This window comes from Mycobacterium saskatchewanense (assembly GCF_010729105.1).
Taxonomy (GTDB): domain Bacteria; phylum Actinomycetota; class Actinomycetes; order Mycobacteriales; family Mycobacteriaceae; genus Mycobacterium; species Mycobacterium saskatchewanense.
In genome coordinates, this window is record NZ_AP022573.1 from 5,350,950 (window position 1) to 5,372,371 (window position 21,422).

At 68.5% G+C, this 21,422-nt stretch carries 19 protein-coding genes and 1 pseudogene; 5 read left to right on the forward strand and 15 right to left on the reverse strand.

The features are described from left to right. Nucleotides 1–12 precede the first annotated feature (12 nt). Nucleotides 13–1,078, reverse strand: a pseudogene (locus G6N56_RS25035) (IS110 family RNA-guided transposase). 347 nt (nucleotides 1,079–1,425) lie between these two features. Here G6N56_RS25035 and G6N56_RS25040 point away from each other — a divergent pair. Genes G6N56_RS25040 through G6N56_RS25060 form a run of 5 tightly spaced genes read left to right on the forward strand, consistent with a single transcriptional unit; the run spans nucleotide 1,426 to nucleotide 5,548 of the window. Then, a complete protein-coding gene (locus G6N56_RS25040; protein ID WP_180150413.1) occupies nucleotides 1,426–2,388 on the forward strand; it encodes a DUF4129 domain-containing protein in 963 nt (320 codons plus the stop codon). Further along, nucleotides 2,385–2,867 carry a hypothetical protein gene (locus tag G6N56_RS25045; protein ID WP_085255159.1) on the forward strand — a complete coding sequence of 161 codons (483 nt, stop codon included), beginning with the start codon at nucleotides 2,385–2,387 and terminating at the stop codon, nucleotides 2,865–2,867. Before G6N56_RS25040 ends, G6N56_RS25045 begins: the two co-directional genes overlap by 4 nt. Further along, nucleotides 2,864–3,823 carry an AAA family ATPase gene (locus tag G6N56_RS25050; RefSeq protein ID WP_085255158.1) on the forward strand — a complete coding sequence of 320 codons (960 nt, stop codon included), beginning with the start codon at nucleotides 2,864–2,866 and terminating at the stop codon, nucleotides 3,821–3,823. The genes G6N56_RS25045 and G6N56_RS25050 overlap by 4 nt, the downstream gene beginning before the upstream one ends. A 7-nt stretch (nucleotides 3,824–3,830) precedes the next feature. Next, a complete protein-coding gene (locus G6N56_RS25055) occupies nucleotides 3,831–5,099 on the forward strand; it encodes a DUF58 domain-containing protein (protein ID WP_085255157.1) in 1,269 nt (422 codons plus the stop codon). Continuing rightward, the gene (locus G6N56_RS25060) at nucleotides 5,096–5,548 is read left to right on the forward strand and encodes a hypothetical protein (RefSeq protein ID WP_085255156.1); all 453 of its coding nucleotides are present in this window, start codon (nucleotides 5,096–5,098) and stop codon (nucleotides 5,546–5,548) included. Before G6N56_RS25055 ends, G6N56_RS25060 begins: the two co-directional genes overlap by 4 nt. Before the next feature lie 10 nt (nucleotides 5,549–5,558). Here the strand turns inward: G6N56_RS25060 and nuoN are convergent, their stop codons facing one another. From nuoN to G6N56_RS25130, 14 genes are all read right to left on the reverse strand, one after another. Next, nucleotides 5,559–7,175 (reverse strand): NADH-quinone oxidoreductase subunit NuoN, encoded by a 1,617-nt coding sequence (gene nuoN, locus G6N56_RS25065; protein WP_085255155.1) that lies wholly within the window; start codon nucleotides 7,173–7,175, stop codon nucleotides 5,559–5,561. Then, nucleotides 7,172–8,752 carry an NADH-quinone oxidoreductase subunit M gene (locus G6N56_RS25070; protein WP_085255154.1) on the reverse strand — a complete coding sequence of 527 codons (1,581 nt, stop codon included), beginning with the start codon at nucleotides 8,750–8,752 and terminating at the stop codon, nucleotides 7,172–7,174. The genes nuoN and G6N56_RS25070 overlap by 4 nt, the downstream gene beginning before the upstream one ends. A gap of 64 nt (nucleotides 8,753–8,816) precedes the next feature. Beyond that, nucleotides 8,817–10,703, reverse strand: coding sequence for an NADH-quinone oxidoreductase subunit L (gene nuoL, locus G6N56_RS25075; RefSeq protein ID WP_085255153.1), 1,887 nt, complete (start codon nucleotides 10,701–10,703; stop codon nucleotides 8,817–8,819). A gap of 10 nt (nucleotides 10,704–10,713) precedes the next feature. Continuing rightward, nucleotides 10,714–11,013, reverse strand: coding sequence for an NADH-quinone oxidoreductase subunit NuoK (gene nuoK, locus G6N56_RS25080; RefSeq protein ID WP_008259456.1), 300 nt, complete (start codon nucleotides 11,011–11,013; stop codon nucleotides 10,714–10,716). Beyond that, complete coding sequence (locus G6N56_RS25085) at nucleotides 11,013–11,789, reverse strand: NADH-quinone oxidoreductase subunit J (protein WP_085255152.1); 777 nt, start codon at nucleotides 11,787–11,789, stop codon at nucleotides 11,013–11,015. The genes nuoK and G6N56_RS25085 overlap by 1 nt, the downstream gene beginning before the upstream one ends. Then, nucleotides 11,786–12,331, reverse strand: coding sequence for an NADH-quinone oxidoreductase subunit NuoI (nuoI, locus tag G6N56_RS25090; protein ID WP_085255151.1), 546 nt, complete (start codon nucleotides 12,329–12,331; stop codon nucleotides 11,786–11,788). The genes G6N56_RS25085 and nuoI overlap by 4 nt, the downstream gene beginning before the upstream one ends. Then, nucleotides 12,324–13,586 carry an NADH-quinone oxidoreductase subunit NuoH gene (gene nuoH, locus G6N56_RS25095; RefSeq protein ID WP_085255150.1) on the reverse strand — a complete coding sequence of 421 codons (1,263 nt, stop codon included), beginning with the start codon at nucleotides 13,584–13,586 and terminating at the stop codon, nucleotides 12,324–12,326. Before nuoH ends, nuoI begins: the two co-directional genes overlap by 8 nt. Continuing rightward, nucleotides 13,583–15,997 (reverse strand): NADH-quinone oxidoreductase subunit G, encoded by a 2,415-nt coding sequence (locus tag G6N56_RS25100; RefSeq protein WP_085255149.1) that lies wholly within the window; start codon nucleotides 15,995–15,997, stop codon nucleotides 13,583–13,585. The genes nuoH and G6N56_RS25100 overlap by 4 nt, the downstream gene beginning before the upstream one ends. Before the next feature lie 111 nt (nucleotides 15,998–16,108). After that, the gene (nuoF, locus tag G6N56_RS25105; protein WP_085255148.1) at nucleotides 16,109–17,437 is read right to left on the reverse strand and encodes an NADH-quinone oxidoreductase subunit NuoF; all 1,329 of its coding nucleotides are present in this window, start codon (nucleotides 17,435–17,437) and stop codon (nucleotides 16,109–16,111) included. Further along, entirely contained in the window at nucleotides 17,434–18,204 is a 771-nt protein-coding gene (nuoE, locus tag G6N56_RS25110; RefSeq protein WP_085255147.1) for an NADH-quinone oxidoreductase subunit NuoE, read from the reverse strand. Before nuoE ends, nuoF begins: the two co-directional genes overlap by 4 nt. Beyond that, the gene (gene nuoD, locus G6N56_RS25115; RefSeq protein WP_085255146.1) at nucleotides 18,201–19,538 is read right to left on the reverse strand and encodes an NADH dehydrogenase (quinone) subunit D; all 1,338 of its coding nucleotides are present in this window, start codon (nucleotides 19,536–19,538) and stop codon (nucleotides 18,201–18,203) included. Before nuoD ends, nuoE begins: the two co-directional genes overlap by 4 nt. After that, nucleotides 19,538–20,266, reverse strand: coding sequence for an NADH-quinone oxidoreductase subunit C (locus tag G6N56_RS25120; protein ID WP_085255145.1), 729 nt, complete (start codon nucleotides 20,264–20,266; stop codon nucleotides 19,538–19,540). The genes nuoD and G6N56_RS25120 overlap by 1 nt, the downstream gene beginning before the upstream one ends. After that, on the reverse strand, nucleotides 20,263–20,817 hold the full coding sequence (locus tag G6N56_RS25125; protein ID WP_085255144.1) for a NuoB/complex I 20 kDa subunit family protein: 555 nt from the start codon (nucleotides 20,815–20,817) through the stop codon (nucleotides 20,263–20,265). The genes G6N56_RS25120 and G6N56_RS25125 overlap by 4 nt, the downstream gene beginning before the upstream one ends. Before the next feature lie 8 nt (nucleotides 20,818–20,825). Then, entirely contained in the window at nucleotides 20,826–21,203 is a 378-nt protein-coding gene (locus G6N56_RS25130) for an NADH-quinone oxidoreductase subunit A (protein ID WP_085255143.1), read from the reverse strand. Between the last annotated feature and the right edge of the window lie 219 nt (nucleotides 21,204–21,422).

Here is a 21,422-nt window from a genome sequence, read left to right on the forward strand (position 1 = left end):
GTTTCTCCTATGTCAAGCCGCTGCCAGTTGGCAAGGCTTTTGGCGGTTGTTGTGGTCGGTGTGAAGGTGGCGAAAGACGACGCGGGCGAGGCGGCGCTTGAGGCAACGAAGAGCTTCGGGGGCGGAGTCGCCTTGAGCGAGGCGGTGCCGGTAGTAGGTCTGGCCTAGGCCGTCGAGGCGAATCTGGGTGACGGCGATGCGGTGCAGCGCAGCGTTGAGCTGGCGGTTGCCCGAACGCGTCATCCGGACCCGGCCGTGGTGTTGCCCGACCACACCGGCACCGGCGCCACACCGCTATGGCGGGCGAAAGCTGCCTCACTTTTGAATCGGGTGACGCCAGCGGTCTCGCCGACAAGCTTGGCCGCGGTCAGCTCCCCGCATCCGGGCATCGCCAGCAGCACCGGGGCGACGGCACGCACATGCTCACCGATGCGTTTAGCCAAGGCGTTGATCTGTTCGGTGAGTCGAGTGATGTCGGCCAACTCGTCGCTGGCCAGCTCGGCGAGCAGACCGTCGAGGGTGTTCAGCCAGTCACCGAGGATGACCCGGTGTTTGGCCAGGTCCAATGACCGAGCCACCGGGGCGCGCTCGGGATCGAGCTCGTCAATACGCCAGCGCAGCCGGTTGATCATCGCAGTCCGTTGTGCGACAAGGACTTCGCGGCGATCGACCAACAACTTCAACTCACGTGACACCTCGTCGTGAGGGCGACGGGCAGATCTGGCTCGCGCAGAAATGCCCGCGCGACCGCCAACGCATCGATGGGATCGGACTTGCCGCGCGTGCGCGCCGAAGCCCGCACCTGAGCCATCATCTTCGGGGGAACCCGCACCACGTTCTGACCAAATCCGAACAGGTCGCGTTCCAGACGCGCCGACAAGTGCCGGCAGTCCTCGATGGCCCAGACGACGTCGTCGCCGAAATGTTCGCGGGCCCACATCACCGCCTCGGCATGCCCAGCGGTGACCGCCGTAACGGTCTTCTCACCAACCTTGCGGCCCACCTCGTCGACGGCGACAAAGGTATGCGTGCGCTTGTGTACATCGGCTCCAACAACAACCATGGTGGTTGCCTCCATTCACTGAGAGGTGACGGTTGGGCCGGTCGGCGGACAAACCTCAGTGGGGGCGGTGCCACGCTCCTATCAAGTCACGCCGGCCGGTCCTTCACACCTGGTGCCGACAAAACGCATGCACGCCAACCCGAAGGCGGCACCGACGCTACGAGCCAAGCACCAGATGATCAGGATCCCACCACCGCGATCAGCGGCACCTCACCCTGACACTGAGGCGACGCTATGAATCACCTCCGACAACGATGGCGTCCCCGGTTGGCGGCAACTCCCGGCGTGTGGATGAAAGCGCAACTGTGGACAAGCCCGCACCGCCCGGCCGTCCTGGCGGCAGGCGCGTTTGACGTGCGACTATGAAGAAAGTGACCGGTCGAGTGCCTGGGGTGGACAAGGCGACGGGGCGAGTCGTTGCCCTGATCGTGTTGCTGATCGTCGTCGCGGCCGCCCTCCGCGGATACCTGCCGGCCCAGGACCATGCGGCCCGCGCCGAGCCGGGCGGCCGGGCGGCGCTGACGTTCGTCGTCACCGCCCTGGCGGGCACGCTGGCGCTGCTGGCGATCGCCGTCGTGGCGCGGCTGCGAGACCCGCGGGTCGTGGCCCCGAACGTCGGCGAGCTCTCCGAACTGCTCGGCACTGGCCGGGGCCGGCCCAGTTGGCGGGTGCTGCTGATCGGGCTCGCGGTGATCGTGGCGTGGCTGCTGATGGTGGCGTTGGTGATGCGCATATGGGTGCCGCACGATGTCGCGCCGTCGCCGCCCACCTCGACCCCCACCGCGCCGCCGCCCGGGCAGGCCCCCGCGCCGCGTCCACAGTCGCATCCGCAGAACGACAACGCGGACATGTTCCGGATACTGCTCCTGGCCACCGTCCCGATGCTGCTGATGCTCATCGTCGGGACCGTCATCATGTCGGCGCGACGCCGGCGCGCGGCCGTGCCGGACGCCGTGGCGGAATACCACCCCGAAACGCCGACGCCGGGGTCCGACTCGTTGGTGCGGGCGGCCGAACGCGGACTGGCCGAAGTGGCCGACCTCGGCCGCGACCCGCGCGAGGCCATCATCGCGTGTTACGCCGCGATGGAGCGCGAGCTGGCGAACGTTCCCGGGGCCGTTCCCCAGGAGTTCGATACGCCCACCGAGGTGCTGGCCCGCGCCGTCGAACACCATGCCCTGCATGCCGACAACGCCGTGCAGCTGGTCCAACTCTTCGCCGAGGCACGGTTCAGCCCGCACGTCATGAACGAGAACCACCGCGACGTCGCCGTCGGAGTCCTCCGCCTGGTTCTCGACGAACTGGGATCCCGGAGCGCCGCATGAAAAGACTTGTCACCCTTGGTTCTTTCCTCATCGTTGGCGTGGAACTGCTGGCGCTGATCATGCACGACCGCCGGGTGGTATCGGCGGCGGCCGGCGTCGCCTTGGCGTTGGTGCTGCTCAGCGTCCGGCGCGTGCTGGGCCGCGGGCCGGGACTCCAGGACGAGGCGCCCCCGGACGATCTGGGCGATTCGTTGCGCCGCTGGCTCGCCACCACCGAGTCGACGATCCGGTGGTCGGAATCGACCCGCGCCGACTGGGACCGGCACCTGCGCCCGATGCTCGCGAGGCGATACGAGATCACCACGGGCCAAAAGCAATCGAAGGACCGGGCGGCGTATCACGCGAGCGGGCGGATGCTCTTCGGCCCGGAACTGTGGGAATGGGTCAACCCGAACAACGTCACCCGCACCGGTGACCGCTCGCCCGGCCCGGGGCGCGCGGCGCTGGGAGAGATTCTGCGAAAGTTGGAGCAGGCATGACACTGCCGGCGGCGACCACGACCGCGCATTGCGAAGCGGTGCTGGATGAAATCGAGCGAGTGGTGGTGGGCAAGCGCGGCGCGCTCACGCTGATCCTCACCGCCGTCCTCGCGCGCGGCCACGTCCTCATCGAGGACCTGCCCGGCCTCGGCAAGACCCTGATCGCGCGATCCTTCGCCGCGGCGCTGGGCCTGCAATTCACCCGGGTGCAGTTCACGCCCGACCTGTTGCCCGCCGACCTGCTCGGCTCGACGATCTATGACATGCAGTCCGGGCGGTTCGCCTTCCGAGCCGGACCGATCTTCACCAACCTGTTGCTCGCCGACGAGATCAACCGCACTCCGCCCAAGACGCAGGCCGCGCTACTGGAGGCGATGGCCGAGGGCCAGGTCAGCATCGACGGCGAAACTCATCAGCTCCCACAGCCTTTCATCGTTCTCGCGACGGACAATCCGATCGAGTACGAGGGCACCTATCCGTTGCCCGAGGCGCAGCTCGACCGGTTCGCGATTCGGCTCGAACTGCGCTACCTCTCGGAGCGTGACGAGGCCGCCATGCTGCGGCGCCGCCTCGACCGGGGATCGGCCCGCCCCACGGTCAGCCAGGTGGTGGACGCCCACGACCTCTTGGCGATGCGCGAATCGGTCGAGCAGGTGACCGTGCACGAAGACGTGCTGCGGTACGTGGTGTCGCTCGCCACGGCCACCCGCCATCATCCCCAGGTCGCGGTCGGAGCAAGCCCCCGTGCCGAGCTGGATCTGGTCCAGCTCGCGCGCGCCCGGGCCCTGTTGCTGGGGCGTGACTACGTGATCCCCGAGGACGTCAAGGCGCTTGCGACGGCGGCGGTCGCGCACCGGATCACCCTGCGGCCCGAGATGTGGGTGCGCAAGATTCAGGGCGTGGACGTGGTCGACGAGTTGTTGCGGCGCCTGCCGGTGCCCCGCACCAACGGGTGAGGTCGGCGTGACCGCGAGCCGCGATGTCGAATTCCGCTGGCGTGCTTCCCGTTTGACGCGGGCCATCGCGACCTGTTCGGGCGTTGCGCTCGCCGTCGCCGTGATCGGCGCTCAGTGGCGGCTCGTCGCGTTCGCCGCGCCGCTGCTCGGCGTGCTCTGCTCGATCAGCTGGCAGCGCCCCGTGCCGCGGGTCCGCGTGCACGGTGAGCCGGACGTCCAGCGCTGCTTCGAGGGCGAGCGGGCGTGGCTGAAGGTGTGGGCCACCGAGGAGCCCGGCACCGCCGGATCTTCGGCCGTCCGCCTCACGATCCCGGCCCTCGACGGCATGCACCTCGAGGCGCTGGACACCGATTCGGATCACGCGAAAACGGTTGCGGCGACGGCGCATCGCTGGGGCCGCTACGCGATCCGGGCCAGGGTCGACGCGGTCGCGCGCGGGGGTCTGCTGGAAGCGACGGGCACCGTCGACGCCGGGAACATCATCGTGTTCCCGCTGACGCCCCCGCAGCTGACGCCCATCCCGCACACCGAGTTGCTCGACCGGCTGGGCGCGCATCTCACCCGGCACATCGGACCCGGGGTGGAGTATGCCGACATTCGCCCCTACGTACCGGGCGACCAATTGCGGGCGGTGAATTGGCCCGTGAGTGCCCGCCGCGGCCGGTTGCACGTGACGCAGCGGCTGACCGACCGCGCCGCCGACATCGTCGTCCTCATCGACACGTACCGGCAGCCGGCGGGGCCGGCGACCGTGGCCACCGAGCGAGTGGTGCGCGGCGCGGCGCAGGTGGTGCAGACCGCGCTGCGGCACGGCGACCGGGCGGGCATCGTCGCACTCGGGGGGAACCGCCCCCGGTGGCTGGGTGCCGACATCGGGCAGCGGCAGTTCTATCGCGTGCTCGACACCGTGCTCGGCGCCGGGGACCAATTCGAAAACACCACCGGCACACTGGCGCCCCGCGCCGCCGTGCCCGCGGGCGCGATCGTCATCGCCTTCTCCACGCTGCTCGACACCGAATTCGCGCTGGCCTTGATCGACCTGCGCAAGCGCGGCCACGTCGTCATCGCCGTCGACATCCTCGACAGCTCGCCCTTCGAGGGGGAGCAGGATCCGCTCGTGGATCGGATGTGGGCGTTGCAGCGCTCCGCCATGTATCGGGACATGGCGAGCATCGGGGTCGACATCGTGTCGTGGCAAGGGGATCGCAGCCTCGAGCAGTCGATGAGTGTGCTGCCGGACCGCCACCGGCGGGTGCGGGGAAGGCTCCGGGGATGACGGCGGCGGTCGCGGGTTGGGGGGCGCACGTGTTCGCCACCGGATTCGGCCTCGCGATGGTGGGATCGGCTGCCGCCGGGTCTCACGGGCTTGCGGTCGCCGCCGGCGCGGCGGCGCTGACCGCGGTCGGTGTCGGGGCGGTCGTTCGCGCCGTCGCCACGCTCGCGGTGCTCCTCGCGACGCTCACGGTGGCACTGACCGGCCCGCCGCTGGTGCTCGTCGCGCTGTCGGGACTGTGCGCGGCCGGCTACCTGGTGTGCCGTTACGCGGTCGGGACGGCCCCAGGCGTGGTCATGGGCAGCTGGCCGACGATCGTTGCGGCCGTGGGCTTTACATTCGCCGGGTTGGTCGCCGTATCGTTCCCGCTGCAGGTGCCGTGGCTTCCTCTCGCGGCGCCGCTGGGCGTCCTGGCAATCTACGTGGTGGCCGCGCGCCCGTTCCTGGGGTAACTCGCGTCACTCAGCGCAGCAGCTGCGCGGCCTGGTCGGCCAGGTCGAGCAGCGGCTCCGGAAAGATGCCCAAAACCACTGTGACGGCGGCGCATATCGCGATGGCGGCCTTGCTGAGGATACCGGGCGACACCACGTGCGGGGTCTGTTCGGTGGCCTCGGTGAAGAACATCGACACGATCACCCGCACGTAGAAGTAGGCGGCCACCCCGCTCGCGACCACACCGACGACCACCAGCGGCACCGCGCCGCCCTGGGCGGCCGCCTTGAACACGGCGAGCTTGCTGACGAAGCCGCTCGTCAGCGGGATGCCGGCGAACGCCAGGAGGAACATCGAAAACATCACGCCCACAATGGGCGAGCGCTGACCGAGCCCCGCCCAGTTCGACAGGGTGGCGTCCTCGACGCCGTCGGCGTTGCGGATCAGTCCGACGACGGCGAACGCCCCGACCGTGCTGAAGCTGTAGGCCAGCAGGTAGAACAGCGTGGCGGACAGGCCGGCGGGGTTGTCGGCGATCACACCGGTCAGGATGAAGCCGACGTGCGCGACCGACGAGTAGGCCAGCAGGCGCTTGACATCGGTCTGGTTCACCGCGGTGACGGTGCCCACCGCCATGGTGAGGATGGCGATCGCCCACAGGACCGGGCGCCACTGATCGTGCAGGGGCGGCAGAGCGACGTAGACGACGCGGAGCAGCGCCCCGAACGCCGCCACCTTGGTGGCGGCCGCCATGAACCCCGTGATCGGGGTGGGCGCACCCTGATAGACGTCCGGGATCCACGAATGGAACGGGACCGCGCCGACTTTGAACAGCAGGCCCACCGACAGCAGCGCGACGCCGACCAGCGCCATCGAGGTGTCCCCATGCGCCGCAAGCGCATCCCGGATCCCGGGCAGCAGGAGCGTGCCGGTCGCACCGTACAGCAGGGCCGATCCGTAGAGGAAGAACGCCGACGAGAACGCGCCCAGCAGGAAGTATTTCATCGCCGCTTCCTGCGACAGCAGGCGGCGATGACGGGCCAGGCCGCACATCAGGTAGAGCGGGAGCGACAAGACCTCCAGCGCCACGAACATGGTGAGTAGGTCATTGGAGGCGGGGAACACCATCATGCCGCCGACGGAGAGCATCGCCAGCGGGAAGAGCTCGGTCTGCGCGACGCCGGCACGCCGCGCCTCGCGCTCGGCGTCGCTGCCGGGCACCGCCGATGCCTGCGGCGTAAAGGAATCCAGGCCGCCCGGGCCGGCCGTGCCCGGGCCGCCCGTGCCCGTTGTCGCCCCGGCGGCCACGGCCACCTTCGTCTCGGCCTTGGCCTGCGTCCGTTCGGCCATGAAGACGACCGCCATCACCGCGACCAGGAGCACGGTGCCCTGCAGATACAGGGTCGGCCGGTCGATGGCCACCGCGCCGAGCACCGCAGACCGGCCCGCCGCCGGAAGCGAGCGGCTCACCGCGATCACCGCGACGAACGCGCCGGTCAGGCCGCCGAGCGCGAGCGCCACCTGGGCAACGTAGCGAATCCGCCTGGGTAGGAACGCTTCGACCAGCACGCCGGCCACCGCGACGCCGAAGACGATGAGCATCGGGCACAGCAGGAAGTACTCGACGCTGGGGGTGGGAATGGTCATCGGTGCGGTCCTTCGGCTGTCGTCGGCGCTTGTGCCGGGGCATTGCGTGGCACAGTCGGCGCGGGATCGTGCTGGCCGATGGTGGTCATGGTGTTCTCGATGGCGGGGTTGATGAGGTCCAGCACCGGCTTGGGGTAGACGCCGAGGCCGAGTAGCAGCGCGATCAGCGGTGCGACGACGATCATCTCACGCGCCCGGAGGTCGCCGATGCGTTCGTTGCCGCTGGCCACCGGTCCGGTCATCACCCGTTGGTAAAGCCACAGCATGTAGATGGCAGACAGCACCAGCGCGGTGACGCCGAACGCGGCAGCCAGCCAGTACCGGTTGAAAGTGCCCAGCAGCACCAGGAATTCGCTGACGAACGGCGCGAGACCCGGCAGGGACAGGGTGGCCATCGCCGACACCAGGAAGGTGCCGGCCAGGATCGGCGCCACCTTCTGTACACCGCCGTAGTCGGCGATGGCGCGGCTGCCGTGGCGGGATATCAGGAAGCCCGCGATGAGGAAAACCGCCGCGGTGGACAGGCCGTGGTTGAGCATGTACAGCGTCGACCCGCTCTGCCCCTGGCTGGTCATCACGAAGATGCCCAGGATGATGAACCCGAAGTGGGAGATCGAGGTGTAGGCGATCAGGCGCATGATGTCGGTCTGGCCGATTGCCACGATCGCGCCGTAGATCACGCCGATCACCGCCAGCACAATGATCAGCGGTCGGAAATAGGTTGAGGCGCCAGGGAACAGCTGCAGGCAGTAGCGCAGCATGCCGAAGGTCCCGACCTTGTCCATCACCGCCATCATGAGGACCGCGGTCGCCGGGGTGGCCTCGACCGCGGCGTCGGGGAGCCAGCGGTGGAACGGCCAGAGCGGGGCCTTGATCGCGAACGCGAACATGAAGCCCAGGAACAGCGCCTTGAACACCGCGGGGTCGGCGCCGTAGCGGCCGGACGCGACGCCGGCCACGATGTCGCGGAAGTCGAACGTGCCCGAACCGTGCTCCGACGTCACCACGTACAGCCCGATGACCGCCGCCAGCATGATCAGGCCGCCGAACAGGTTGTACAGCAGGAACTTCACCGCCGCGCGTGACCTGCCGCGGCCCTGGCCGAAGCCGCCGATCAGGAAATACATCGGGACGAGCATGGCCTCGAAGAACACGTAGAACAGCAGGACGTCCAGCGCGACCACCGAGACCAGCACCATCGATTCGATGGCCAGGGTGAGGGCGACGTAGGCGTGGACGCTGCGCCTACGATCGCCACCGTCGTTCCAGCCGGCCACCTGCAGCAGCGGGATCAGCACGGCGGTCAGCAGCACCAGCACCACCGCGATGCCGTCCACGCCGAGGGAGTAGCCGGCGCCGAACGCCGGTATCCACTGGTGGCTCTCCACGAATTGGTAAGTGGGTCCGCCGGTTTTGAAGCCGACCGTGACCACGAGGGCCACCGCCAGGGTCAGGACGCCGAAGAGGAGGCCGGCCCACTTGGCGAGCTGGCGCAAGCCCGGCGGCAGCACGATGATCAGGACGGAGCCCGCCAGCGGCAGCAGCCACAGTACGCTCAGCCACGGGACGTTATTCACGAGCGTCGCTCCTCCACATCGCTCCGCACCGCGCCATCGCCGGCGCGCTCCACGACAGCGCCGTTCACCACACTTTCACCGCCAAAATCAGAGCGATCACCAGGACCGCACCCGCCAGCATCGACAACGCGTAGTTACGCGCAAAGCCGGTTTGCAGGCCCCGCAAGCGGTTTGACATCCTGCTCACCAGCGCCGCCAGCGCGTTAACCGAGCCGTCCACGCCCGCGTCGTCGATCTCGACGAGCGCCTCGGTGAGTTGCGCGCCTGGGCGCATGAACACCCCTTCGTTGAAGGCGTCGCCGTAGAGGTCGCGGCGGGCGGCCGTCGTCGCCGGGCTGACGGCGAGCGGGGCGACCCGGGGGATGGGCGCCGTGGCGTACATCCGGTAGGCGACCGCGATGCCGATGGCGACGACAGCCAGCGCGACGACGGTGGTGACCCACGCCGGCAGCGCTTGGGCGGTCTCCTCGTGTTTCCCGACGACGGGTTCGAGCCAGCGCTGCAGGCTCCCTCCCCACCAGAACAGGAAGCCGGAGAACACCGAGCCGAAGGCCAGGATGATCATCGGCCACGCCATGGCGGCCGGCGCCTCGTGCGGGTGAGTGTCCGGGGCCCAACGCTTCTGGCCGAAGAAGGTCATCAGCATCACCCGCGTCATGTAGAAGGCGGTGATGCCGGCGCCGAGCAGCGCCGCCCCGCCCAGCACGTAACCCCTGGTGTCCCCGGTGGACAGCGCCGCCTCGATGATCTTGTCCTTGGAGAAGAAGCCCGCGAACGGCGGCACGCCGATGATCGCCAGGTAGCCCAGGCCGAAGGTGGCGAAGGTGATCGGCAGGGCCTTGCGCAGGCCGCCGTAGCGGCGCATGTCCTGCTCCTCGTGCATCGCGTGGATCACCGCGCCGGAGCCGAGGAACAGGCCGGCCTTGAAGAACCCGTGCGTGAGCAGGTGCATGATCGCGAACGCGTAGCCGGCTGGGCCCAGGCCGGCGGCCAGCACCATGTAGCCGATCTGGCTCATCGTCGACGCCGCCAGCGCGCGCTTGATGTCGTCCTTTGCGCAGCCGATGAACGCCCCGAACAGCAGCGTGACCGCGCCGACGATGACCACGCCCAATTGCGCGTCGGGCGAGAGGTTGTAGAGCGGGTTGGACCGCACGATCAGGTAGACGCCGGCGGTCACCATGGTGGCGGCGTGGATCAGCGCGGACACCGGGGTGGGGCCCTCCATCGCGTCGCCGAGCCAGGCCTGCAGCGGTACCTGGGCCGACTTGGCGCAGGCGCCCAGGAGCAGCAACAGCCCCATCGCCGTCAGCGCGCCCCGCCCGGCGGCGGGTGCGCCGGCGAATACCCCGGCGTAGGACAGCGTGCCGAAGTTGGCGAACATGACGAACATCCCGACCGCCAGGCCGGCGTCACCCACCCGGTTCATCACAAACGCCTTCTTGGCGGCGGTGGCCGCGGACGGCTTGTGGTACCAGAACCCGATCAGCAGGTAGGACGCCAGGCCGACGCCTTCCCAGCCGACGTAGAGCACCAGGTAGTTGTCGGCAACCACCAGCAGCAGCATCGAGGCCAGGAACAGGTTGAGGTAGCCGAAGAAACGACGGCGATCGGCGTCGTCTTTCATGTAGGCGACCGAGTAGATGTGAATCAGTGACCCGACGCCCGTGATCAGCAGCACGAAACACATGGACAGCTGGTCGATTTGCAGCCCGAAGTCGACGCGCAGCGCGCCGACGGGGATCCAGGTGAACAACGTCTGGTGGATGGTCCGGTCGTCACCGGCCCGGCCGAGCATGTCGGCGAGCAGTGTCACGCCGACCCCGAACGATGCGAGCGCGGCGGCGCAGCCGAGCAGGTGCCCCCAGGCGTCGGTGCGCCGGCCGCCGAACAGCAGAATGACGGCACCGGCCAGAGGCAGTGCGACCAGCAGCCAGGTCAGATGAGTCATCTTGGCGTTCTCAGCCTTTGAGTAGGTTCGCGTCGTCAACCGACGCCGATTTGCGGGCACGGAAGATCGTCATGATGATCGCCAGGCCGATGACGACCTCGCAGGCGGCCACCACCATCGTGAAGAACGCGATCATCTGCCCGTCCAGGTGGCCGTGCATCCGCGCGAAGGTGACGAACGCCAGGTTGACGGCGTTGAGCATCAGCTCGACGCACATGAACATCACGATGGCGTTGCGGCGCAACAGCACTCCCGCGGCGCCGATGGTGAACAGCAGGGCCGACAGGTACAGGTAGTTGGCCGGATTCACTACGCGCCGCCCTTCACCGTCTGGGGTACCGCAGGCGTCTCGGCGCCGTCGGCGCCCCTGCCCCGCAGGATCGACGACACCGACAACTCCGAGTACGACCCGTCCGGCAGCAGCGCGGCCACGTCGACGGCGTTATGGCGCGCATAGACACCGGGACTCGGCATGGGCGTGGGGTGCCCGCCGGCCCGGAAGCGCTCCTGCGAGAGTTCCCGCTGGGTCCTGCGGCGTTCGAAGCGCTCGCGATGCGCCAGCACCATCGCCCCGACGGCCGCGGTGATGAGCAACGCGCTGGTGAGCTCGAACGCCCACAGGTACCGCGAAAAGATCAGCGCGGCCAGGCCTTCGACGTTGCCGTTGGCGTTGGCGGTGGTCAGCCCGACGAAGCCGCCCGTCGCGACGTTGCCGAGCGCGGCCAGCAGGAGGATGCCGAAACCCACCCCAGCAATCACCGCGGCGACGCGCTGCCCGTGCAGCGTCTCCTTCAGCGACTCCGCGGAATCCACGCCGATCAGCATCAGTACGAACAGGAACAGCATCATGACGGCGCCGGTGTAGACGACGACTTGGACGACGCCGAGGAACAGCGCGTCCTGGACCATGTAGAACACCGCCAGGATGATCATCGTCATGGCCAGGAACATGGCCGAGTACACGGCATTGACCGCGAGCACCACGCCGAGCGCGCCGACCAGCGCGAGCGCACCCAGGATGTAGAAGGTCACCGCCTCGCCGGTGGAGGTGCGGACGATGGCGTCGGCAGCCAGGAACGTGGTCACCGGGGTTCTCCGACGTCCTGCGGCTCGCGCAAGCCCTGTGCGGTGACGTTGCCCTGGTAGTAGTCCTTGTCGGTGGCGCCGGGCGCCCGCGGGTGCGGCGGCGCCGTCATGTCGGGCAGCAGCGGGGCCAGCAGCCGGTCCTTCTCGTAGATCAGGTCGGCGCGGTTGTCGTCGGCCATCTCGTAGATGTTGGTCATTGTCAGCGCGCGGGTGGGGCACGCCTCGATGCAAAGGCCGCAGCCGATGCAGCGCAGGTAATTGATCTGGTACACCCGGCCGTAGCGTTCCCCGGGCGAAAACCGTTGCTCCTCGGTGTTGTCGGCGCCCTCGACGTAGATCGCGTCGGCCGGGCAGGCCCAGGCGCACAACTCGCAGCCGATGCACTTCTCCAGCCCGTCCGGGTAGCGGTTGAGCTGGTGACGGCCGTGGTATCGGGGCGCGACCGGACCCGGCTTCTCCGGATACTCCTCGGTGACCCTCTTCTTGAACATCGAGCCGAGCGTCACGCCGAATCCGGCGACGGCATCCAGGAACTTAGGCACGTGCTTTCTCCTTGCTCGCGTGCTGGCCCGGCATCTGGGGCAGCGGCGGGGTCGGGAATGCCACCCCGGGGCTCACGGGACCGGGCCGTTCGCCGTCTTCCCGACGCAGCTGTCGGTCCATGGCGCGAATGTCGGGCGCGGTCAATGGTTTTCGCAACAGCAAGACCAGCGCCACGGCGACCACGATGCTGCTGACCACCAGAACCGGGGTCCAGTGCGCGTAGCCCTGGTTGCGCAGTGTGCGGATGACCGCCGCGATCAGCACCCACACCAGCGAGGCCGGGATCAACAGTTTCCAGCCCAGCGCCATGAACTGGTCGTAGCGCAACCGGGGCAGGCTGGCGCGCAGCCAGAAGTACACGAAAAGGAAGGTCCACATCTTGGCGGTGAACCACAGCACCGGCCACCACCCGGTGTTGGCCCCCGCCCACATGTTCAGCGGCCAGGGCGCATGCCAGCCGCCGAAGAACATGACGGTCGCCAGCGACGAAACCGTCATCATGTTGACGTACTCGGCCAGCATGAACATCGCGAACTTCAGCGACGAGTACTCGGTGTGGAACCCCGCGACGAGCTCGCCCTCGGCCTCCGGCAGGTCGAACGGTGCCCGGTTGGTCTCGCCAACCATGGAGATCAGGTAGATCAGGAACGACGGCAGCAGCAGGAACACGTACCAGACCCGATCTTGGGCCGACACGATCTCCGATGTCGACATGGACCCGGCGTAGAGGAACACCGCCGCGAAGGACAGCCCCATCGCGACCTCGTAGGAGATGACCTGGGCGGTGGAGCGCACCCCGCCCAGCAGCGGGTAGGTGGATCCCGACGCCCAGCCGCCGAGCACGATGCCGTACACCCCGATGGCCGAGAGCCCCAGGATGAACAGGACCGCGACCGGCAGGTCGGTCAGCTGCAGGGGCGTGTGGTGGCCGAAGACCGACACCACCGGTCCGAACGGGATGAATGCGAAGGCGGTGAACGCGGGAATCACCGAGATGCAGGGTGCCGCGAAGTACACGAACTTGTCGACGCCGGCGGGGGTGATGCTCTCTTTGAGGGCCAGCTTGATCCCGTCGGCGAGGCTCTGCAGGGTGCCCCACGGACCCACGCGGTTGGGTCCGGGACGCAGCTGCATCCAGCCCAGGATCTTGCGCTCGGCCAGGATCGCGACCAGCACGTTGAGCATGAGGAACACGAATATGGCCAGCGCCTTGCCCAGCACCAGCCACCAGGTGTCGTGTCCGAAGGCGGTCATGAGTTCACTCCGATCCGCACGATCTGGCCGACGGTGACGCCGAGTTGCCGGTGCACGGCGGAGCCGGGTGAATTCAGCGGGAGCCAGACCACCCGGTCGGGCATGTCGGTGACCGCCAAAGGCAGGGTGATCGATCCCCGCGACGTGCTGACGGTGACCTCGCCGCCGTCCGCCGCGCCGATCTCGGCGGCCGTCTCGGCCGAGAGCCGCGCCACGGGAGTGCGGGCGGTGCCGGCCAGATGCGGTTCACCGTCTTGCAGCCGCCCGTCGTCGAGCAGCAGCCGCCACCCGGTCAACACGGCCTCACCGGTGCCGGGCTTGGGCGGTTCCGGCGCCTCGACCCCCGGGTCCGCGGCGCGCGCGCCGTCCCAGGTGCCCAGCCCGGCCAGCTCACGGCGTGCTTCATCGACGGTGCTCGTCCCCAAATAGACGCCCATCTCCGCGGCCAGCGCGTCGAGCACCTGGTGGTCGGATTGGCCGGCCTGCTGGGTGGTGCCGCGCAGCGCGGGCTCGAACGGCCGGAAACGGCCCTCCCAGTTGACGAACGCGCCGGCCTTCTGCGTTGTCGGCGCGACCGGGAAGACGACGTCGGCGCGCTCGGTGACGGCGCTGTGCCGCAGCTCGAGGCTGACCACGAATCGCGCGGCGTCCAGCGCGGCCAGGACCGCGGCCGGGTCGGGGAAGTCGTCGGGTTCCACACCGCCGACCAGCAGCGCCCCGAGCGTTCCGTCAGCGGCCGCGGCCAGGATGCCGTCGGCGTCACGGCCGTCGGCGGAAGGCAATTCGGAGACGTGCCACGCCGCGGCCATCTGTGTGCGGGCGTCGTCGTCGTCGAGGGGACGGCCCCCGGGCAGCAGGCCGGGCACCGCGCCGGCCTCCAGCGCACCGCGTTCACCGGCCCGGCGGGGCACCCAGGCCAGCCGGGCGCCGGTGGTATCGGCGAGCCGGGCGGCGGCGGACAACCCGCCGGGCACCGCCGCCAGCCGCTCCCCGACCATGATCACCGCGCCGGGCTTGCCGAGCAGTTCGCCAAGGTCGCCGGTGGCCAGCCCGTCCAGCGCCGACGCCTCGGCGCCGGGAACGGTTTCGATCAGCCGGCCCGACATCTTCACCAGCGCCCTGGTGGCGAACGGCGCGACCGCGTACACCGGCAACCCGCGCTTGCGTGCCGCCTTGCGCAAGCGCAGGAACACGATGGGCGACTCGTCCTCCGGCTCGAAGCCGACCAGCAGCACCGCCGGCGCCGATTCCAGATCGGCGTAGCTGACATCACGCCGGCCGGCGATGCGCGACGCCAGGAACGCGGCCTCCTCGGCCGAGCTCGGACGCGCACGGAAGTCGATGTCGTTGCTGTCCTGGACGATTCGGGTGAACTTGGAGTAAGCGTAGGCGTCTTCCAGGGTCGCGCGGCCGCCGACCAGCACGCCCGTGCGCCCGCGGGCCGCCTCGAGGCCGCGGATCGCCGTCGTCATCGCGAGCGACCAGGAGGCGGGGACCAGCGATCCGCCCGCGTCGCGGATCAGGGGAGTGGTGATCACGTCGGGTTGCGTTGCGTACGTGAAGGCCCACCGGCCCTTGTCGCAGTTCCACTCCTCGTTGACCTCGGGGTCGTCCCCGGCGAGACGGCGCAGCACCTTGCCGCGGCGGTGGTCGGTGCGTTGGGCACAGCCCGAGGCGCAGTGCTCGCACACGCTCGGGCTCGAGACCAGGTCGAACGGGCGGGCGCGGAAGCGGTAGGCGGTTCCGGTGAGCGCGCCGACCGGGCAGATCTGCACCGTGTTGCCCGAAAAGTAGGAATCGAACGGCTCGTTGGCGTAGATGCCGACCTGCTGCAGCGCGCCGCGCTCCTGCATGTCGATGAACGGGTCGCCGGCGATCTGCTCGGAGAACCGGGTGCAGCGGGCGCACAGGATGCAGCGCTCACGGTCGAGCAGCACCTGCGAGGAGATGTTGATCGGCTTGGCGAAGGTGCGTTTGACGTCGGTGAAGCGGGAGTCGGCGCGCCCGTTGGACATTGCCTGGTTCTGCAGCGGGCATTCGCCGCCCTTGTCGCACATCGGGCAGTCCAGCGGATGGTTGATCAGCAGCAGCTCCATCACGCCGTGCTGGGCCTTGTCTGCCGCCTCGGACGTCAGCTGCGTGCGCACCACCATGTCGTCGGTCGCGACCGTCGTGCACGACGCCATCGGCTTGCGCTGGCCTTCGACCTCGACCAGGCACTGGCGGCACGCTCCGACCGGATCCAGCAGGGGATGGTCGCAGAACCGCGGGATCTGGATGCCCATCAACTCCGCCGCGCGGATCACGAGAGTGCCCTTGGGAACACTGATTTCGTTGTCGTCGATGGTCAGCGTCACCATGTCCGGCGGACGCACCTCGTCGCCGGTCTCGGTCTTGGCGGCACTAGTCACGAGCGTCGCTCTCCCCCCGCTAACGGGTGGTACCCCCACCTCATCGCTTCGTCCTCCGCCGGCGAGGGGGCGTACCCCCACTGCATCGTCGCGTCGCTAGTCACGAGCGTGTCATGCCCTTCCGTTCGGCGTCAGCATGGAGTCTCTGGGGTCGAACGGGCAGCCGCCGCCCTCGACGTGGGCGACGTACTCGTCGCGGAAGTACTTGATCGACGACATCACCGGACTGGCGGCGCCATCGCCCAACGCGCAGAACGACTTTCCGAGGATGGTGTCGGAGATGTCCAGCAGCTTGCCGATGTCCTCGCTGGTGCCCTTACCGGTTTCCAGCCGTTCGTAGATCTGGTCCAGCCAGAAGGTGCCCTCCCGGCACGGCGTGCACTTCCCGCACGATTCGTGCTTGTAGAAGTAGGTCCAGCGACGCACGGCGCGCACCACGCAGGTGGTCTCGTCGAAGATCTCCAGCGCCTTGGTGCCCAGCATCGACCCGACCCCGCCGACGCCCTCGTAATCCAGTGGCACGTCGAGGTGTTCGTCGGTGAGCAGCGGGGTGGACGACCCGCCCGGCGTCCAGAACTTGAGTCGGTGCCCGGCCCGCACACCGCCGGCGTAGTCGAGCAGCTCGCGCAAAGTGATCCCCAGCGGGGCCTCGTACTGACCGGGCCGGGTGACGTGCCCGGACAGCGAATACAGCGTGAAGCCAGGCGATTTCTCGCTGCCCATGGACCGGAACCAGTCGACGCCGTTGAGGATGATCGACGGCACGCTGGCGATCGTCTCGACGTTGTTGATCACCGTGGGGCACCCGTACAGGCCGGCCACCGCGGGGAAGGGCGGACGCAGGCGCGGCTGGCCGCGGCGGCCCTCGAGCGAGTCGAGCAGCGCCGTCTCCTCGCCGCAGATGTAGGCGCCCGCGCCGGCGTGCACCACCAGCTCCAGGTCGAAGCCAGAACCGTTGATGTCGCGGCCCAGGTACCCGGCGGCATAGGCCTCGGCGACCGCGTTCTGCAGCCGGCGCAGCACCGGCAGCACCTCACCGCGCACGTAGATGAACGCGTGGCTGGCGCGGATGGCGTAGGAGGCGATGATGACGCCCTCGACGAGCACGTGCGGCGTCGCCAGCATCAGCGGAATGTCTTTGCACGTACCGGGTTCCGACTCGTCGGCGTTGACCACCAGGTAGTGCGGCTTGGCGGCCGGGCCGCTGTCGCCCTGCGGGATGAACGACCATTTGGTCCCGGTCGAGAAGCCCGCGCCGCCGCGCCCGCGCAACCCGGAGTCCTTGACGGCGGCGATCACGTCGTCCGGCGCCATGGCCAGGGCCTTCTTCATCGCCTCGTAGCCGTCGTGGCGGCGATAGGTCTGTAGCGTCCACGACTCGGGGTCGTCCCAGAACCGGCTGATGACCGGCGTCAAAGGCGTTGCCTCGGAAGACGTCACCGCTCACCCTCCCCGGCGCCCTGCGAAGGGGTGGGCGCCTGCATGCCGCGCTCCCGGGCCACCTTCAGGCCCGCCAGGGTGGCGGCACCTGCGCCGCCCTGGCCCTGGTCGGGGCGCTCGTCGGGCAGGCCCGCCAGAATGCGGGAGGTCTCGCGGAAGGTGCACAGCGGGGCGCCGCGGGTGGGCGGCTTGGGGTCGCCGGAGCGCAGGGAGTCGACGAGTTCGCGCGCGGATTCCGGCGTCTGGTTGTCGAAGAACTCCCAGTTGACCATGACCACTGGCGCGTAGTCGCAGGCGGCGTTGCACTCGATGTGCTGCAGGGTGACCGAGCCGTCTTCGGTGGTCTCGTCGTTCCCGATGCCCAGGTGCTCTTTCAGTTCGTCGAAGATGGCGTCGCCGCCCATGACGGCGCACAGGGTGTTCGTGCAGACGCCGACGAAGTATTCGCCGGTGGGGCCGCGGCGGTACATGGTGTAGAAGCTGGCGACCGCCGACACCTCGGCCCCCGTCAGGCCGAGCTGCTCGCCGCAGAATTCCAGTCCGGCCGGGGTCAGGTAGGAATCCTGCGACTGCACGAGGTGCAGCAGCGGCAACAGCGCCGAACGCTTGTTGGGGTAGCGGCCGATGATCTCCTTGGCGTCGACCTCGAGGCGGGCCCGCACTTCGGGTGAATACGACTGCGGCGCACCCTCGGTGACGAACGCGTTGGGTTCTTCGGGCGGCGGCCCGAGTCGGATGAAGACGGGCTGGCCTTGGGGCCCGGTCATCGGTCGACTCCGCCCATGACGGGGTCGATGCTCGCGACGGCGGTGATCAGGTCGGCGACCAGGCCGCCCTCGCACATCGCGGCGACCGACTGCAGATTGGTGAACGAGGGGTCCCGGTAGTGCACCCGGTAGGGGCGGGTGCCGCCGTCGCTGACCATGTGCACGCCGAGTTCACCCCGCGGCGACTCCACCGCGGTGTACACCTGGCCCGCGGGAACCCGGATGCCCTCGGTGACCAGCTTGAAGTGATGGATCAACGCCTCCATCGAGCTGCCCATGATCTTGGCGATGTGCTCCGGCGAGTTGCCCATGCCGTCGGGTCCCACCGTCAGGTCGGCCGGCCAGGCGATCTTGCGGTCCTCGACCATGATCGGGCCGGGCTTCAGCTTGTCCAGACACTGCTCGACGATCTTGACCGACTCCGACATCTCGTTGACGCGAATCATGTAGCGGCCGTAAGCATCACACGTGTCGGCGGTCATCACGTCGAATTCGTAGTTTTCGTAGCCGCAGTACGGCTCGCTCTTACGCAGGTCATGGGGCAGCCCGGTGGCGCGCAGGATCGGGCCGGTGATGCCCAGCGCCATGCAACCGGTCAGGTCGAGGTAGCCGACGTCGCAGGTGCGGGCCTTCCAGATGGCGTTTTCGTTGAGCAGCTCGCCCATTTCGCGCAGCACCTGGCGCAGCGGCTTGAGGGCCTCGGCGATGTCTTTCTCGGCGCCTTGCGGCAAGTCCTGCGCCACGCCCCCGGGCCGGATGTAGGCGCTGTTCATCCGCAGGCCGGAGATCTTCTCGAACAGGGTCAGGACGATCTCGCGGCCGCGGAAGCCGACGAACATCGGTGTCATCGCGCCCAACTCCATGCCGCCGGTCGCCAGCGCGACCAGGTGCGAGGAGATCCGGTTGAGCTCCATCATCAGCACGCGGATGACGTTGACCCGCTCCGGTATCTGGTCGGTGATGCCGAGCAGCTTCTCCACGCCGAGGCAGTAGGCGGTCTCGTTGAAAAACGGTGACAGGTAATCCATCCTGGTCACGAAGGTGACACCCTGGGTCCAGTAGCGGTATTCGAGGTTCTTCTCGATCCCGGTGTGCAGGTAGCCGATTCCGCAGCGCACCTCGATGACGGTCTCGCCCTCGATCTCGAGGATCAGCCGCAGCACCCCGTGGGTCGACGGGTGCTGCGGGCCCATGTTGACGACGATGCGCTCACCCGGGTCGGCGCCTCGGGCCGCGTCGACGATCTGGTCCCAGTCCTGGCCGCCGGCGACCAGGACGGTCTCGGGGCTTTCCGCGGCGCCACCGTCGTGCGCCGAGTCGGTGATCGTGCTCATCAGTTGTACGCTCTCCGCTCGTCGGGCGGGGGTATCTGCGCCCCTTTGTATTCGACGGGGATGCCGCCGAGGGGGTAGTCCTTGCGTTGCGGGTGCCCGTGCCAGTCGTCGGGCATCTCGATGCGGGTCAGCGACGGGTGCCCGTCGAAGATGATTCCGAAGAAGTCGTAGGTCTCGCGTTCGTGCCAGTCGTTGGTGGGGTAGACGGCAAACAGCGACGGGATGTGCGGATCGCTGTCCGGCGCAGTCACTTCCAACCGCAGCCGGCGGTTGTGAGTGATCGACTGCAGCGGGTAGACGGCGTGCAGCTCGCGGCCGGTCTCGTGCGGGTAGTGCACTCCGCTGACGCCCAGGCACATCTCGAAGCGCAGCTCGGGCTCGTCGCGGAGGCGCTGGGCCACGGCCACCAGCCTCTCGCGGCGCACGTGCAGCGTGAGCTCGTTGCGGTACACCACCACTTTCTCGATGGCGTCCTCGAATTCGACGTCGCCGGCCTTGAGCGCGTCGGCCAACCGATCCACCACGTCGTCGAAGTAACCGCCATAGGGTCGCGGAGAGCTACCCGGCAGGGTGATCTCACGCACCAGCCGCCCGTAGCCGGTGGTGTCGCCGGTGCCGTTGATCCCGAACATCCCGCGACGCACGTTGATCACTTCTTCGTCGGGGCCCGGTGGTGTCCCACCGACCTCACTGGTGGCCCGCTTCGGGTCGTGGCCTGGTGAGCTCATCGCAGCAGTCCGCGCATCTCGATGGTGGGCCGGGCGCCCAGCGCCGCCTCCTCGGCTTCGGCGATGGCCTGCTCCCGGTTGACGCCCAAGGGCATCTCCTGAATCTTCTCGTGCAGCTTGAGGATTGCGTACAGCAGCATCTCGGGCCGCGGCGGGCAGCCGGGCAGGTAGATGTCCACGGGCACCACGTGGTCGACGCCCTGGACGATCGCGTAGTTGTTGAACATGCCGCCGGACGATGCGCACACGCCCATGGCCAGCACCCACTTCGGTTCGGCCATCTGGTCGTAGATCTGGCGCAGCACCGGGGCCATCTTCTGGCTCACCCGCCCGGCGACGATCATCAGATCGGCCTGGCGGGGCGTCGCCGAGAATCGTTCCATGCCGAACCGCGCGAGGTCGAATCTTGGCCCGGCCGTTGCCATCATCTCGATCGCGCAGCAGGCCAGCCCGAATGTCGCCGGCCAGAGCGAGTTCTTGCGGACATAGCCCGCGACCTTTTCGACCGTTCCCAGCAGGATCCCGCCGGGAAGCTGTTCCTCGAGACCCACGTCTTACCTCAATCCCACGTCAGGCCGCCGCGGCGCCACACGTAGGCGTAGGCCACGAACACCGTGAGCACGAACACCACCATCTCGACCAACGCGAACGTGCCGAGCGCGTCGTAACTGACCGCCCAGGGATACAAGAACACGATTTCGATGTCGAAGACGATAAACAACATTGCGGTCAGGTAATACTTCACCGGGAACCGCTGGCCGCTTGCCGCCTGCGGGCCGCTGACGGGGGATTCGGTGGGCTCGATCCCGCATTCGTAGGCCTCGAGTTTGGAGCGGTTGTAGCGCGACGGGCCGACGAGGCTCGCGATGGCGACCGATCCGACGGCGAAGGCCGCCGCTATCGCTCCCAGTACCAGGATGGGTATGTAGACGTTCAACTCGCTCCATGATCCGTCGTACGGGCCGCTTGGGGCGGCTGGGCGGTGGCCGGGCTGCTGTGACGCACTGGGACTTCAGTACCTCACAGTGACCTTCAACATAGCGTCGCGACGGCCGGTGTGTTGGGTCGGGTCGGGGTATTCGTCAGTTTTTTGTGTCGGCGCAACCGGCGGGGGAATGGCCGGAGGACTGCCCACGGGGGCCTGTCCGCGCGCGCA

Excerpts from the sequence above, each read along its gene's own strand:
- G6N56_RS25045 (WP_085255159.1), top strand. The coding sequence starts at position 2,385 with ATGAAAAGACTTGTCACCCTTGGTTCTTTCCTCATCGTTGGCGTGGAA.
- nuoD (WP_085255146.1), bottom strand. The coding sequence starts at position 19,538 with ATGAGCACGATCACCGACTCGGCGCACGACGGTGGCGCCGCGGAAAGC.
- nuoE (WP_085255147.1), bottom strand. The coding sequence starts at position 18,204 with ATGACCGGGCCCCAAGGCCAGCCCGTCTTCATCCGACTCGGGCCGCCG.
- nuoH (WP_085255150.1), bottom strand. The coding sequence starts at position 13,586 with ATGACCGCCTTCGGACACGACACCTGGTGGCTGGTGCTGGGCAAGGCG.
- G6N56_RS25050 (WP_085255158.1), top strand. The coding sequence starts at position 2,864 with ATGACACTGCCGGCGGCGACCACGACCGCGCATTGCGAAGCGGTGCTG.
- G6N56_RS25060 (WP_085255156.1), top strand. The coding sequence starts at position 5,096 with ATGACGGCGGCGGTCGCGGGTTGGGGGGCGCACGTGTTCGCCACCGGA.
- nuoN (WP_085255155.1), bottom strand. The coding sequence starts at position 7,175 with ATGACCATTCCCACCCCCAGCGTCGAGTACTTCCTGCTGTGCCCGATG.
- G6N56_RS25040 (WP_180150413.1), top strand. The coding sequence starts at position 1,426 with ATGAAGAAAGTGACCGGTCGAGTGCCTGGGGTGGACAAGGCGACGGGG.
- nuoL (WP_085255153.1), bottom strand. The coding sequence starts at position 10,703 with ATGACTCATCTGACCTGGCTGCTGGTCGCACTGCCTCTGGCCGGTGCC.
- G6N56_RS25120 (WP_085255145.1), bottom strand. The coding sequence starts at position 20,266 with ATGAGCTCACCAGGCCACGACCCGAAGCGGGCCACCAGTGAGGTCGGT.